11 protein-coding genes are annotated in these 13,765 nt (G+C 70.8%); 3 read left to right on the forward strand and 8 right to left on the reverse strand.

All coding sequences use genetic code 11. The features are described 5' to 3' along the window. Window positions 1-3: 3 nt before the first annotated feature. The 7 genes from MJ607_RS06615 to MJ607_RS06645 form a co-directional block, all read right to left on the reverse strand. Window positions 4-846, reverse strand: a complete 843-nt coding sequence (locus tag MJ607_RS06615) for a shikimate dehydrogenase (RefSeq protein ID WP_243074781.1) — start codon at window positions 844-846, stop codon at window positions 4-6. Next, on the reverse strand, window positions 840-2,651 hold the full coding sequence (gene mltG, locus MJ607_RS06620; protein ID WP_243074782.1) for an endolytic transglycosylase MltG: 1,812 nt from the start codon (window positions 2,649-2,651) through the stop codon (window positions 840-842). The genes MJ607_RS06615 and mltG overlap by 7 nt, the downstream gene beginning before the upstream one ends. Window positions 2,652-2,653: 2 nt before the next feature. Continuing rightward, window positions 2,654-3,127, reverse strand: coding sequence for a Holliday junction resolvase RuvX (gene ruvX, locus MJ607_RS06625; RefSeq protein WP_243074783.1), 474 nt, complete (start codon window positions 3,125-3,127; stop codon window positions 2,654-2,656). Beyond that, window positions 3,124-5,781, reverse strand: a complete 2,658-nt coding sequence (gene alaS / locus MJ607_RS06630; protein ID WP_243074784.1) for an alanine--tRNA ligase — start codon at window positions 5,779-5,781, stop codon at window positions 3,124-3,126. Before alaS ends, ruvX begins: the two co-directional genes overlap by 4 nt. A gap of 64 nt (window positions 5,782-5,845) precedes the next feature. Next, window positions 5,846-6,184 carry an ATPase gene (locus MJ607_RS06635; protein ID WP_243074785.1) on the reverse strand — a complete coding sequence of 113 codons (339 nt, stop codon included), beginning with the start codon at window positions 6,182-6,184 and terminating at the stop codon, window positions 5,846-5,848. Window positions 6,185-6,333: 149 nt separating this feature from the next. Next, complete coding sequence (gene rpsD, locus MJ607_RS06640; protein WP_243074786.1) at window positions 6,334-6,963, reverse strand: 30S ribosomal protein S4; 630 nt, start codon at window positions 6,961-6,963, stop codon at window positions 6,334-6,336. A gap of 193 nt (window positions 6,964-7,156) precedes the next feature. After that, complete coding sequence (locus tag MJ607_RS06645; RefSeq protein ID WP_243075273.1) at window positions 7,157-8,437, reverse strand: replication-associated recombination protein A; 1,281 nt, start codon at window positions 8,435-8,437, stop codon at window positions 7,157-7,159. Window positions 8,438-8,601: 164 nt separating this feature from the next. Between MJ607_RS06645 and MJ607_RS06650 the strand changes: the two genes are divergently transcribed. The 3 genes from MJ607_RS06650 (at window position 8,602) to MJ607_RS06660 (ending at window position 11,494) form a co-directional block, all read left to right on the forward strand. Beyond that, window positions 8,602-8,919: a dioxygenase gene (locus MJ607_RS06650; protein WP_243074787.1), complete on the forward strand. Its 318-nt coding sequence runs from the start codon at window positions 8,602-8,604 to the stop codon at window positions 8,917-8,919. 594 nt (window positions 8,920-9,513) lie between these two features. Beyond that, entirely contained in the window at window positions 9,514-10,767 is a 1,254-nt protein-coding gene (locus MJ607_RS06655; RefSeq protein WP_243075274.1) for a DUF349 domain-containing protein, read from the forward strand. A gap of 154 nt (window positions 10,768-10,921) precedes the next feature. Beyond that, entirely contained in the window at window positions 10,922-11,494 is a 573-nt protein-coding gene (locus MJ607_RS06660; RefSeq protein ID WP_243074788.1) for a type IV toxin-antitoxin system AbiEi family antitoxin, read from the forward strand. Here the strand turns inward: MJ607_RS06660 and MJ607_RS06665 are convergent. Next, on the reverse strand, window positions 11,464-13,725 hold the full coding sequence (locus MJ607_RS06665) for a bifunctional (p)ppGpp synthetase/guanosine-3',5'-bis(diphosphate) 3'-pyrophosphohydrolase (RefSeq protein ID WP_243074789.1): 2,262 nt from the start codon (window positions 13,723-13,725) through the stop codon (window positions 11,464-11,466). The genes MJ607_RS06660 and MJ607_RS06665 overlap by 31 nt on opposite strands. Between the last annotated feature and the right edge of the window lie 40 nt (window positions 13,726-13,765).

Raw genomic sequence — 13,765 nt, forward strand, 5'->3', positions numbered from 1 at the left:
GATCTAGTCTCCCACGATCGACTGGCGCATCGCGGCCAGCACCGACTCCTCGTCATCCACGGGAGCATCCGGGTCGCCCGCCGTGAACACGCGCACCTGCAGGAGGGCCTGGTGCAGCAGCATCCCGAGCCCCGAGACGGCGGGATGCCGCGCGTTCTCCCACGCGGTCGAGAGGGTCGTCGGCCAGTGGCCGTAGACGACGTCGAGCAGCAGGCCGCCCGCCTCTGCGAGGGCGTCGGCGGCCCCTTCCGCCAAGGGCGCGTCGCCGGGGAGGGTCGCGATCGTGAGCGGCACGGAATCGTGGCGGGATGCCGCGAACGGGACGGCGACGACGGCGATGCCGAGCTCGCGGCCCAGCTGCGCGAGCGGCTCCACCGCTTCGGGTCGGCGCGCGACGACCTCGACGCGCCGAGCGCCCAGCTCGCCGAGCGCGACGATCGCGGAGGTCGCGGTCGCGCCGGCGCCGACGATGCGCGCCTCATCGACGCCCTCGATCCCCTCCTCCGCGAGCGAGCGGACGATGCCGCCGATGTCGGTGTTGAACCCGCGCAGACCGTCCCGGTCGAGCAGGAGCGTGTTGACGGCGCCCGTCAGCTCGGCGCGCCGATCCCGGCTGACCGCGGCCTCGAACGCGACGCCCTTGAGCGGCATCGTGAGCGACAGGCCCCGCCACGTGTCGTCGAGCGACGCGACCTCCGCGGCGAACGACGACTCCGTCACCTGCCGACGGCCGTACGTCCAGTCCAGGCCCAGCACGCCGTAGGCGGCGCCGTGCAGCTGCGGCGAACGGCTGTGGGCGATGGGGTCGCCCCAGACCGCGAGTCGCGTCGCCGCGGTGCTCAGCATCTACCGGGGTTCGCGGCGCACCAGTCCTGCCACTGCTTGACGTACTTCTCGTGCTCCTGCACCGTCTCGGTGAAGACCGTCTCGCCCGAGTCGGGGTTCACCGTCACGAAGTAGAACCAGGGACCGTCGACGGGGTGCATCGCCGCGTCGATCGCGACGTCGCCGGGATTCGCGATCGGCCCGATGGGGAGCCCCGCGTGGACATAGGTGTTCCACGGGTTGGGATCGTCGAGCGCCGCCTGCGAAGACGAGACCGTGCCGTCGTGCATCTCGCCGTAGCCGTACTGCGCCGTCGAGTCCATCTGCAGGAGCCCGAAAGTCTGGTCGTTGGCGGAATCGAGACGGTTCTGGATGACGCGCGAGACCTTCTGCATGTCGTCCTCGAAGCTCGCCTCGCGCTGGATGATCGACGCGGTCGTGAGGATGCGCTGACGGTCCTCGAGGGGCACTCCGGCGGCGTCGAGCGACTGGATCGTGCGGTTCACCATCGTCTGGATGACATCCGTCGCGGTCGCGCCGGGGTCGAACGTGTACATCGCGGGGAAGAGCCAGCCCTCGAGGGGCTGGCCACTGGCCGCCGCGATCGCGGGGTCGACCGTGATGCCGTAGACGGACGGGTCGGCGACGGCCGCCTGGAAGTCCTCGAGCGGCAGTCCGATGCCCTCGGCGAGGATCGGCAGCGTCTGCTCGACGGTGAGGCCCTCGCGCAGCAGCGCAGAGTTCTCGAGTTTGTTCGCGGGGTCCTGAAGCGCCGTGAGGGCGGCTGCCGAGGTCATCTGCTTCTGCAGCTTGTAGACCCCGGGGTAGAACGTGGGGTTCTGACCCGTGTCGACGAGCATGTCGTAGAACGCGGACGGTTCCTTCGTCACGCCGGCGTCGTAGAGCGACTGCGAGATCACGCCGCCCGTGTCGCCGGAGGAGATCGTGACGAGCGCTTCGCCGTTCGCGAGCCCGTCCTCGTAGTCCTTGGGCTCCTCCCACCCCATGAACTCGCGGATCTGGCCCTCGTACGTCGTCCAGACGTACAGGCCTCCGGCGGCGATTCCGCCGAGGAGCAGCAGGACGATGCCGAGGGCGATCCATCCCCCGATGCGCCGACGGCGCCGGTTCGGAGGCGGCGGCGGCTGGCCGATCTGGTCCGACGAGGCCCTGCCCATGAACAGATCCTGCAGGTTGTCGCCTGCGGGTGCCACCACGCCCTGCGCGCCGGTTCCCGTCCGCACGTTCGCGGCCGGGGCGTCCTCAGGCTCGGTGGCCCGCGCCGCGAAGAGGTCGTCGAAGGCGAAGGGGGCGGTCGCGGGCTGTGGCTCCGGCGTCGACGGCCCGGTGGGCTCCTGGTGCGCGGGTGCCGCCGGCTCCTCGGACTGCGCCGCCGCGGGACTCACGGGCATGATCGCCGTCGCGGGCAGCACGGGCGCGGCTGGGACGTTCGTCGCGGGCTCGGCGGGCTGGGCGGGGGCGGCGGCCGGAGCGGGGGCCTTGCGCGCTTCGCGCGCGGCCCGCCGCGACGACGGAACCGCTCCCGCGGCTGCCGCATCCGTCCCCGTCGGCTCGGGAGCCGGCGGCGACGCGGGCGGGGTCACCGGGACCGCTGCGGCGACCGGCGTCATCGCGGGCGTCGACGCGGCAATCGGTGCCGGCTCCGGCGCCGGCGGATGCGCGTCGTGGTGCGCCGGGAACTCGTCGCCGAGCGGAGCAGGGGTCCGCCGGGGTCCGGGTGCGTCTCCCCCGCGGTGGCGCGGGTCGGGCAGCTTGCCGAACAGATCCGCGAAGGGATCGTCGAACCGCGAGGTGGTATCGGGCATGATCAGGCGGGCTCCTGGTCCGGGGGGACGGATGTTCCGAGAGGTCGGCCCGTGCTCTTCTCGACATCGAGAGCCTGCTGCAGCAGCACGACGGCGGCGACCTGATCAACAATGCTACGAGAGTTGCGCTGAGATCGCCCTGAACCACGCAGTGCCGAATGCGCCGAGACGGTGCTGAGTCGCTCGTCGACGAGGCGGACGGGCAGCGCGGATGCCGCGGCGAGCCCTTGCGCGAAGGCGCGCGCATCGGCCGTCGAGGGCGTGTCTCCCCCGCTCAGGCTGATGGGCAGGCCGACGACGATCTCCATCGCCTCGTGCTCCCCCGCGAGGGCGAGCACACGTGCGATCGAATCGTCGTTCCGCGTGACGGTCTCGACCGGTGTCGCGAGCATTCCGTCCGGATCGGAGCGCGCGACCCCGACGCGGGCCTTGCCCACGTCGACGCCGATGCGCACCCCGCGCCGGAACCCGCTCACGCGCCGAGCGCGTCCTTCACTGCCGCCAGTGCGACGGGGAGGGCTGCGGCATCCGTTCCGCCTCCCTGGGCGACGTCGTCGCGGCCGCCACCGCCACCGCCGAGTGCCGCCGCGGCGGCCTTGGCCAGCACGCCGGCTTTGGCACCCGCCGCTCGCGCCGCGTCGTTGGTCGCGACGACGACGACGGGGCGACCGCCGACGTCCGCCCCGAGCGCCACGACGGCGGCATCGGAGCCGAGCCGGTCGCGCACCTGGAGCGCGAGCGACCGCACGTCGTCGGCGGAGCCCGCGCTGCCGAGCGACTCGGCGACGACGAGGTGCGCGCCTACACGGGCAGCGGTCCCCGCGAGGGCCGGGAGCCGATCCGACAGCGCGCGCGCCTCGAAGGCGGCGATCTTCTTCTCGGCGGACTTGAGGCTCGCCTGCAGTTCCGCGATGCGCGCGGGAAGCTGGTCGCGCGGAGTCTTGAGCGACGAGGTCAGCTGCAAGACGAGCGCGCGCTCGGCCGCGAGCGAGCGGAAGGCGTCAACGCCGACGAGCGCTTCGACGCGACGGTTCGACGCGCCCACCGACGACTCGCCGACGAGATTGATGAGCCCCACCTCGGCGCTCGTGGCGACGTGCGTGCCGGCGCACAGCTCGCGCGACCACGGACCGCCGATGTCGACCATCCGGACCGTCTCGCCGTACTTCTCGCCGAACAGCGCCATCGCGCCGAGCGACTTGGCCTCGTCGAGCGCCAGGACGCGCGTCGTGACCTCGAGGTTGTCTCGGACGGCGTTGTTGGCGATCTCTTCGATCTCGCTCCGCGTCGCATCCGAGAGCGCCTGGCCCCACGTGAAGTCGAAGCGCATGTAGCCCGCGCGGTTGAGCGAGCCCGCCTGTGTCGCGGTCTTGCCGAGCGTGTCGCGCAGGGCCGCGTGGACGAGGTGGGTCGCCGAGTGCGCCTGACGCGCTGCGCGGCGGTTGACGGCGTCGACGACGGATGTCGCGGCCTGACCGACTCCGACCTCACCGGTCGAGACCTCGATCGTGTGGCTCACGAGACCCGGGACGGGCTTCTGCACGTCGAGCACCTCGAGCTCGAAGCCCGGGCCGACGATGACGCCGCGGTCGGCGACTTGGCCGCCGGACTCGGCGTACAGCGCCGTCTCAGCGAGGATGACCTCGGCGATCTGGCCCGTCACGGCGCGGTCGACCGAGACGCCGTCGATGAGGATGCCGAGCACCGTCGACTCCGTCTCGAGGTCGGAGTACCCCGTGAAGATCGTCTCGCCTTTGGCCCGCAGGTCGCGGTAGACGCTCGTGTCGGCGAGCTGGCGCTTGCGCGCCCGCGCGTCGGCCTTGGCCCGTGCGCGCTGCTCCTGCATGAGCGTGTCGAACGCGGCGCGATCGACCGAGAGACCCGCCTCTTCGGCGATCTCGAGGGTCAGGTCGATCGGGAAGCCGTAGGTGTCGTGAAGCAGGAACGCCTCGCGCCCCTCGAGCGACGTGCCACCCGCGGCCTTGGTCTGCGAGAGCGACTCCTCGAGGATGCTCGAGCCCGACGCGAGCGTGCGGAGGAAGGTCTCCTCCTCGGCGAGGGCGTACTGCGAGATGCGCGCCCAGTCGGTCTCGACGACGGGGTAGGCGTCCTTCATCGCGTCGCGCGAGACCGTGAAGAGCTCGCGGAAGGTGGGGCCGTCGACGCCGAGCAGGCGCATCGAGCGGATGACGCGCCGCATGAGGCGGCGCAGGATGTAGCCGCGGCCGTCGTTGGACGGCGTCACGCCGTCCGACATGAGCATGAGCGACGAGCGGACGTGGTCGGCCACGACGCGGAAGCGGACGTCGTCCTCGTGGTTCGCACCGTACTGCTTGCCCGCGAGCGCGACGGCGCGATCGAGCACGGGACGCACCTGGTCGGTCTCGTACATGTTGTCGACGCCCTGCTTGATGAAGGCGACGCGCTCGAGCCCCATGCCGGTGTCGATGTTCTTCGCGGGCAGCTCGCCGACGATGTCGAAGTCGTACTTCGACCGCACGTTGGTGATCTCGTACTGCATGAAGACGAGATTCCAGATCTCGACGTAGCGGTCGTCGTCGGTCGCGGGACCGCCGTCGATGCCGTAGGCGGGACCGCGGTCGAAGAAGATCTCGGAGCAGGGTCCCGCGGGACCCGGGAGCCCCGTGCTCCAGTAGTTCGTGTCCTTGCCGAGCCGCTGGATGCGGTCCTCCGACACGCCCGCGACCGATTGCCACAGTCCGTGCGCCTCGTCGTCCTCTTCGTACACCGTGACCCACAGGTCGGCGGGGTCGAAGGCGAGTCCGCCGTCCTCCTCGGACGAGGTCAGCAGCTCCCACGCGAAGCGGATCGCATCCGCCTTGAAGTAGTCCCCGAACGACCAGTTGCCGAGCATCTGGAAGAAGGTGCCGTGCCGCGGGGTCTTGCCGACCTCTTCGATGTCGTTCGTGCGGATGCACTTCTGGTTGTCGGCCGCGCGCTGGTACGGCGCGGGCACGTCACCGCTGAGGTACGGGATGAACGGCACCATCCCGGCGACGGTGAAAAGCAGAGCCGGGTCGTCGGTGACGAGCGACGCGGACGGCACGATCGTGTGGCCGTTCTTCTCGAAGTAGTCGAGAAAGCGCTGAGAGATCTCGGCGGTCTTCATTCGTGTGGATTCCTCGAAGGCGAGCGCCGGCGGCCCGCGATGCGGGCAGCGGTGCGTATGCGGGTCAGTCGGTGAGCTTGGCGGCGGCGTTCTTCGCGGCGTCGACGGCGTCGGATGCCGCACCGGTCGCCGAGTCGACGACGTCGGATGCCGCATCCTTCACGGTCGCGATTGCTCCGGTTGCGGCATCGACGACTTCAGCGGCGGCGTCTCGCGCGGCGTCTACGACGCCCTCGAATCGCGCCTCCTGCTCGCGGTAGGCGTCGCCGATGCGGTCGGTGAACTCGGTGAAGCGGGCGTCGATCTCGGCGAGGAGCTCGTGGCCGCGGGGGTCCTTGTTCACGAAGTGCGCGACGACGAATCCGCCGATGATGCCGACCAGGAACCACAGGACGTTCTTCATGTCACCACTCCTCGGCCGCGGTCGCGGCATCCCTACATCGTAAGCGGTGTCTCGATACGTTCGCTGGCGCTCACTGCTCGACAGCCGATGACGAAGGGCGCCGGGTTTCCCCGACGCCCTTCGTGCACGATGCGCTTCCCGCGCCGCCCTTATCGGGCTGCGTAGTACTCGACGACGAGCTGGACGTCACCGACGACCGGCACCTCGGCGCGCTTGGGGCGACGCACGAGACGGGCCTGCAGCTTGTCGAGCTCGACCTCGAGGTAGGCCGGGACCGGGGGCAGGACGTCGGCGTGTCCGCCGAGCGCTGCGACCTGGAAGGGCTCGAGGCCCTCGCTCTTGGCCTTGACGTGGATGAGCTGACCCGGCTTCACGCGGAACGACGGGCGGTCGACGAGCTGTCCGTCGACGAGGATGTGGCGGTGCACGACGAGCTGGCGCGCCTGCGCCGTGGTGCGGGCGAAGCCGGCACGCAGCACGAGGGCGTCGAGACGCATCTCGAGCAGCTCGACGAGGTTCTCACCCGTCAGGCCGTCCTTGCGGCGGGCCTCGTTGAACGTGTTGCGCATCTGCTTCTCGCGGATGCCGTACTGCTCGCGCAGACGCTGCTTCTCGCGGAGACGGACGGCGAAGTCGCTGTCCTGCTTGCGCTTGGTGCGGCCGTGCTCGCCGGGCGCGTAGGGGCGCTTCTCGAGGTACTTGGCTGCCTTGGGGGTCAGCGCGACGCCGAGGGCGCGCGAGAGGCGGACCTTGCGGCGGTCCTGGGACTTCGTTGCCACGAAGTGTTCCTTCCGATGACGCGGCCGTGTCTTTCACGGCTCGCGGACGTATCGCCCGCTCCTCGCCCTTTCCGGACTGCACGCCGGGGCATGCCGGAAGGTCTTGAAGAAGAGAGGGGATGCCCGAAAACTGCGTTTCGAGCCGATCGAGTCTATCAGACCGGGCGTTCGAGCCCGCTGAGCGGGGCGGAGGTCACGCGCCGCCGTCGAGGATGCGGCGGATCTTCTCGAGCCGCGCCTGCACGTCACGCTCCTGGCCGTGGCTGGTGGGCTCGTAGTAGCGCGTGCCCTGGAGCTCGTCAGGAAGGTACTGCTGAGCGACGACGCCGATCTCGCTGTCGTGCGGATACCGGTAGCCCTTGCCGTGGCCGAGCCGCTTCGCGCCCGCGTAGTGCGCGTCGCGCAGCGGCGGTGGAACGCGCCCGAATCGCCCCGCGCGCACGTCGGCGATCGCCTTGTTGATCGCGTTGTACGCGGCGTTCGACTTCGCGGTCGTCGCGAGGTACGCCGTCGCCTCGGCGAGCGGGATGCGCCCTTCGGGCATGCCGATGAGCTGCACGGCATCGGCCGCAGCGACGGCGAGCGGCAGCGCCTGAGGATCGGCGAGCCCGATGTCTTCGGCCGCCGAGATGATGAGCCGCCGGGCGATGAACCGCGGGTCCTCCCCCGCCTCGAACATGCGGGCGAGGTAGTGCATCGCGGCATCCACGTCGGAGCCCCTGATCGACTTGATGAACGCGCTGATGACGTCGTAGTGCTCGTCGCCGTCGCGGTCGTATCGCAGCAGCGCCCGATCGACGGCCTGCGCGACCTGATCAGCCGTGATCTGGACCGCGGCGCCGTCTTCGGCCGCGCTCGCCGCGATGGACGCCGCGGCCTCGAGCGACGTGAGGGCCCGCCGGGCGTCTCCGGAGGCGAGCCGCACGAGCGCGTCGCGCGCCGCGGGCTCGAGCACCGCGGTCCCCGCGAGACCCCGCGCGTCGACGACGGCGCGGTCCACCAGCATCGCGAGGTCTTCGTCTGTGAGCGGAGTGAGGGTGAGCAGGAGGGAGCGAGAGAGGAGGGGCGAGATCACGGAGAACGACGGGTTCTCGGTCGTCGCGGCGATGAGGACGACCCAGCCGTTCTCGACCCCCGGGAGCAGTGCGTCCTGCTGGGCCTTCGTGAAGCGGTGGATCTCGTCGAGGAAGAGGATTGTCGACTGGCCGTACAGATCGCGCTGCGTCAGGGCGTCCTGCATGACCTCGCGCACGTCCCGCACGCCTGCCGTGATCGCCGACAGCTCGACGAAGCGGCGGCCGGACGATCGGGCGATCGCCTGCGCGAGCGTCGTCTTGCCCGTGCCGGGCGGCCCCCACAGCACGACCGAGGTCGCCGTGGTCGCGGCATCCGGATCAGCGAGAGCCACGAGCGGGGACCCCTTGCGGAGGAGGTGGCCCTGACCGGCGACCTCGTCGAGCGAGGTCGGCCGCATCCGAACCGCGAGAGGCGTCTGCCCCTGGAAGAGCGCGGCGGGAACTGTCACTCCCCCAGGGTAGTCGCGGGTTGCGACGCGGGCTCCGAGGCCCGTTTGGCCGCCGTTCCCGCCGCCCCGTAGGATCATCCCGGCCCGGCTCACCGGGGAGCGAGGGAGGTCCCGTGGCGACGGGTGGCAAGGACCGTGAGGGACGCGAGTCCCGAGAGCGCGCTCGCGTCTATCAGGCGCGGCAGCAGCTGCATGAAGACCAGGCCAAGCGCCGGCGCCGCGACAACCTGCTCGCAGGCGTCATCGGCGGCATCCTGATCCTCGGAGTCCTAGGGGTGCAGACCCTCTACTTCACCGCCGGTCCCGGCGCGCCCGAACCCGCGCCGAGCGTGACTCCGTCTCCGTCGACGACACCCGCGCCCGTGGACACGCCTGCTCCGACCGAGACGCCGCTGCCGAGCGTCGAGCCGACGCCCACCCCGACGCCCTGACCCCGTCGCAACCCTGAGGCCCGGCTGCTGCCGGTACTAGGCTTGTCTGCGTCCATCCCCCGCAGGCGGCGAGAGCCGCATTGAGGTGCAATCGTGACTGCCGTAGCAGACCCCACTCCGCAGCCCGCCGTCGACGACGAGTCGCAGCCTGACAGCGTCGTCGCGCCGGAGCCCACCCCCGACATCCAGCCCGAGAACGAGTCCGCCGACGCAGCGGCCGAGGATTCCGCCCCCGTCGCAGACGGCGGAGAAGACGAGCCCGACGCCGTCGAGGTCGAGCCCTCCCAGCCCGACGCCCCGACTGAGGCCGACGCCGCCCGCGTCGAGGTGGAGGACGAGGCCGAGGCTGCCGAGCCCGCCGCTGAAACCGAGCCCGCCGCTGAGGCGGAGACCGTGGAAGAGCCTGAGGCCGCGGCAGAGCCCGCAGCGGATGCGGGCACCGAGCCAGAGGCCGAGGCTGAGGTCGAGCCGGTCGCCGAGACCGAGCCGGTCGCCGAGCCCGAGGCCGCCCCTGCACCCGTTGCAGCTCCCACCCCGTCCCCGTCTCCCGCTCCGAAGCCGGCAGCACGTCCCGGGCCGCGGCCCGGCGCTCCCGTGTCTTCCCGTCCCGCCGCCGCCGCCGAGCCGTGGGGTCGCGTCGCCGAGGACGGCACCGTCGAGGTGCGCGAAGGCGACTCGTGGCGGGTCGTCGGCGAGTATCCGGACGGCTCCGCCGAAGAGGCTCTCGCCTACTACGAGCGCAAGTACGCCGATCTCGCGAGCGAGGTGACGCTCCTCGAGGTGCGTCAGCGCCGCGGCGGCGCCTCCGCCGCAGACCTGCGGTTCGCCGCCAAGGCGGTCACCGAGAAGATCACGGGCGCGGCAGCCGTCGGCGACCTCGCTGCGCTCGAGGCGCGCGTGTCCGCGCTCACCGCGACGCTCGCCGCGGCCTCCGAGACCGAGGCGGCCGCCGCGCGCGAAGCCGTCGACGACGCCATCGCGTCGCGCACACAGCTCGTCGAGAAGGCCGAGGCGCTCGCCGCCCGCGACCCGAAGACGGTGCAGTGGAAGCAGGCCTCCGCCGACCTCGCGACGCTCTTCGACGAGTGGCAGTCGCAGCAGACCAACGGCCCGCGACTGCCGAAGTCGACATCGCAGGAGCTCTGGAAGCGATTCCGGGATGCCCGTGCGAGCGTCGACAAGCACCGCCGCGAGTTCTACGCAGAGCTCGACGAGGCGCACAAGGCGGTCCGCGACCGCAAGGCCGCGCTCGTCGAGAAGGCCGAAGCCCTCGCGCCGAAGGGCGAGGACGGCATTGTCGCGTACCGCGGGCTGCTCGACCAGTGGAAGACCGCTGGCCGCGCCGGCAAGAAGGCCGATGACGCCCTCTGGGCACGCTTCAAGGCCGCCGGCGACGCGCTCTACGGCGCCCGCAGCGAGCGGGAGACGGCCGACGCCGAGGAGTCCCGCGAGAAGATCGCGGCCAAGCGCGAGCTGCTCGCCGAGGCCAAGACCGTCGCCGACGAGTCCGACATCGCGAAGGCGCGCACGCTGCTGACCGGCATCCAGCGCCGCTGGGACGAGATCGGCCGCATCTTCCCGCGCGAGGCCGAGCGAAGCATCGACGACGAGCTGCGCAAGATCGAGCAGGCCCTGCGCACGCGCGAGGACGCCGACTGGAAGCGCAACGACCCGACGCAGAAGGCGCGTGCGAACGACATGACGCGTCAGCTCACCGACGCGATCGAGAAGCTCGAGGAAGAGCTCGCGGCAGCGCAGAAGAAGGGCGACAAGGGCGCGGCGGCGAAGGCCGCCGAGGCGCTCGAGGCGCGCAAGGGCTGGCTGCGGGCGCTCGGCGGCGGTTCCTGAGCAGACCGCGAAGCGCTCGTATCGAAGGGCTGATCCTCGCACGAGTCGCATCGAAGGACTGAGAGAGAACCCCGGGCGCCGACGGCGCCCGGGGTTCTCCACAGAACGGCCCGATCGCGCCTGCGCGGGTCGGGCCATCCGGCACACTGCCGTCATGACCTCGCCCTTCCTGTACTTCCCGGGTGACCGGCTCTCCCCCGCCGAACTGTCGGCGGCGCGGCTGGACGGCGACCTCGTCGAGCTCGGCGAGGCGTACATCCCGGCCGATGCCGTCGAGACGCGCGCGCTGCGGGCGGGGTCTCTGCGCGACATCCTCCGCGAGAACCTCGCCGCGACCCTCCTGAGCGCCGCGTGGATCCACGGCGCGCTCGACGAACCGCCGTCGCGGCACAACGTCCAGCGGGCCGTCCCGAAGCGCCTGCACCACGTCGTCGACCGCCGGATCGTCTACCGCGACCCCACGATCGCCTCCGAGGAGCTGTGGCGCATCGGAGGCGTCCTCGTGACGGAGCCGCGTCGCACACTCGCCGATCTCGCGCGCTTTCCCGGCGAGGGGCACACGGATGCCGCCTGCCGCCTCTCCGACATGGCACCGGGACTCGCACTCGACGCGATCGCGTGGTTCGACGAGCGCACCCCCGTGCCCTACAAGCGCTCGGCGATCGAGCTGCTGCGGGGCCTGGCCGCCCGCGCGCCTCAGGAGGACGTGACGCGGTACACGTCGTAGACGGCGTCGATGCGCCGCACGGCGTTGAGGACGCGGTCGAGGTGGACGGTGTCGCCCATCTCGAACACGTAGCGGCTGAGCGCGAGACGATCGTTCGTCGTCTGCACCGACGCCGAGAGGATGTTGACGTGGTGCTCGCTCAGCACACGCGTGATGTCGCTCAGCAGCCCCGACCGATCGAGCGCCTCGACCTGGATCTGCACGAGGAACACGCTCTTGGACGTCGGTGCCCAGTCGACCTCGATGAGCCGCTCGGGATCGGCCATGAGCGACTTGACGTTCGTGCAGTCGGCGCGATGCACAGAGACGCCGCTGCCGCGCGTCACGAAGCCCACGATCTGGTCGCCGGGGACCGGCGTGCAGCACTTCGCGAGCTTCACGAGGATGTCGGGCGCTCCGCGCACGAGGATGCCCGAGTCGCCCCCGCGCGGCGCGCGGGAACGGCCCACCTGCGGGAGGTCGATGGGGCCCGTCGAGGTGTCGCTCGCGGCGACGAGCGCCGTGACCTTCTCGATGACGGACTGCGTGGAGACGTGGCCCTCGCCGACCGCCGCGTACAGAGCCGAGACGTCCTCGTACTTGAGCTGCTGCGCGACCTCGGCGAACGAGTCCTGGCTCATGAGGCGCTGCAGCGGCAGGTTCTGGCGGCGCATCGCGCGGGCGATGGCCTCCTTGCCCTGCTCGATCGCCTCTTCGCGTCGCTCCTTCGTGAACCAGCCGCGGATCTTGCTGCGCGCGCGTGTGCTCTTGACGAAGCCGAGCCAGTCCTGGCTCGGTCCGGCGTCCGGATTCTTCGACGTGAAGACTTCGACGACATCGCCGCTCTTGAGCTCGGATTCGAGCGGAACGAGCCGCCCGTTGACCTTCGCACCCATCGTGCGGTGGCCCACCTCGGTGTGCACGGCGTACGCGAAGTCGACAGGGGTGGCCCCCGCGGGCAGGCCGATGACGCGGCCCTTCGGCGTGAAGACGTAGACCTCTTTCGCGCCGATCTCGAAGCGCAGCGAGTCGAGGAACTCGCCAGGATCAGCCGTCTCGGCCTGCCAGTCCGAGATGTGCGCGAGCCACGCCAGATCGGCGTCGACCGACTTCGCGTCCGGCTTGCCGCCGGCCATCTGCTCCTTGTACTTCCAGTGCGCCGCGACGCCGTACTCGGCCTGCTGGTGCATCTCGTTCGTGCGGATCTGGATCTCGACGGTTCGCCCGCCCGGACCGATCACCGTCGTGTGCAGCGACTGGTACAGGTTGAACTTCGGCGTCGCGATGTAGTCCTTGAAGCGCCCGGGAAGAGGGGTCCACCGCGCGTGGATCGAGCCGAGCACGGCGTAGCAGTCGCGGACGCTTCCCACGAGGACACGGATGCCGATGAGGTCGTAGATGTCGTCGAACTCGCGGCCCCGCACGACCATCTTCTGGTACACGGAGTACAGCTGCTTGGGCCGGCCCATGACGCGACCGCGGATGCGCAGCTCGCGCAGATCCGCGTCGACGGAGTCGATGACGTTCTGGACGTACTGCTCGCGCTGCGGCGTGCGCTGGCGCACGAGGCTTTCGATCTCGGCGTAGAGCTTGGGGTGCAGGACGGCGAACGAGAGGTCCTCGAGCTCGGACTTGATCGTCTGGATGCCGAGACGGTGCGCGAGCGGAGCGTAGATCTCGAGCGTCTCGGTGGCCTTCTTCTGCGCCTTCTCGGGGGGGACGAATCCCCACGTGCGCGCGTTGTGCAGGCGGTCGGCGAGCTTGATGAGGAGGACGCGGATGTCGCGTGACATCGCGACGATCATCTTGCGCACCGTCTCGGCCTGCGCGCTCTCGCCGTACTTGACCTTGTCGAGCTTCGTGACGCCGTCGACCAGCATCGCGACCTCGTCGCCGAAGTCCGCCGTCAGCTGGTCGAGCGAGTAATCGGTGTCCTCGACCGTGTCGTGCAGGAGCGCCGCAGCGATCGCCCGCGGCCCGAGGCCCAGGTCGGCGAGGATCTGCGCCACCGCGAGCGGATGCGTGATGTACGGCTCACCGCTCTGACGGGCCTGACCCGAATGCGCCTGCTCGGCGATCGTGTACGCACGCTCGACGATCGTGAGATCGCCCTTGGGATGGTGCGTGCGGACGGTGCGCAGCAGCTGCTCGACGTCGTCCCGCCGGGCGGATCGCGAGAAGATCCGCGGCACGAGGCGACGCAGAGACGAGGACTGCGACGTGGCGGAGCCAGCCGGGACGGTCTCGGTCATTCCGATCGGCTCCCCTCCGCAGGATCGCTCAATCCTACGC

This window comes from Microbacterium sp. SS28 (assembly GCF_022761035.1).
Taxonomy (GTDB): domain Bacteria; phylum Actinomycetota; class Actinomycetes; order Actinomycetales; family Microbacteriaceae; genus Microbacterium.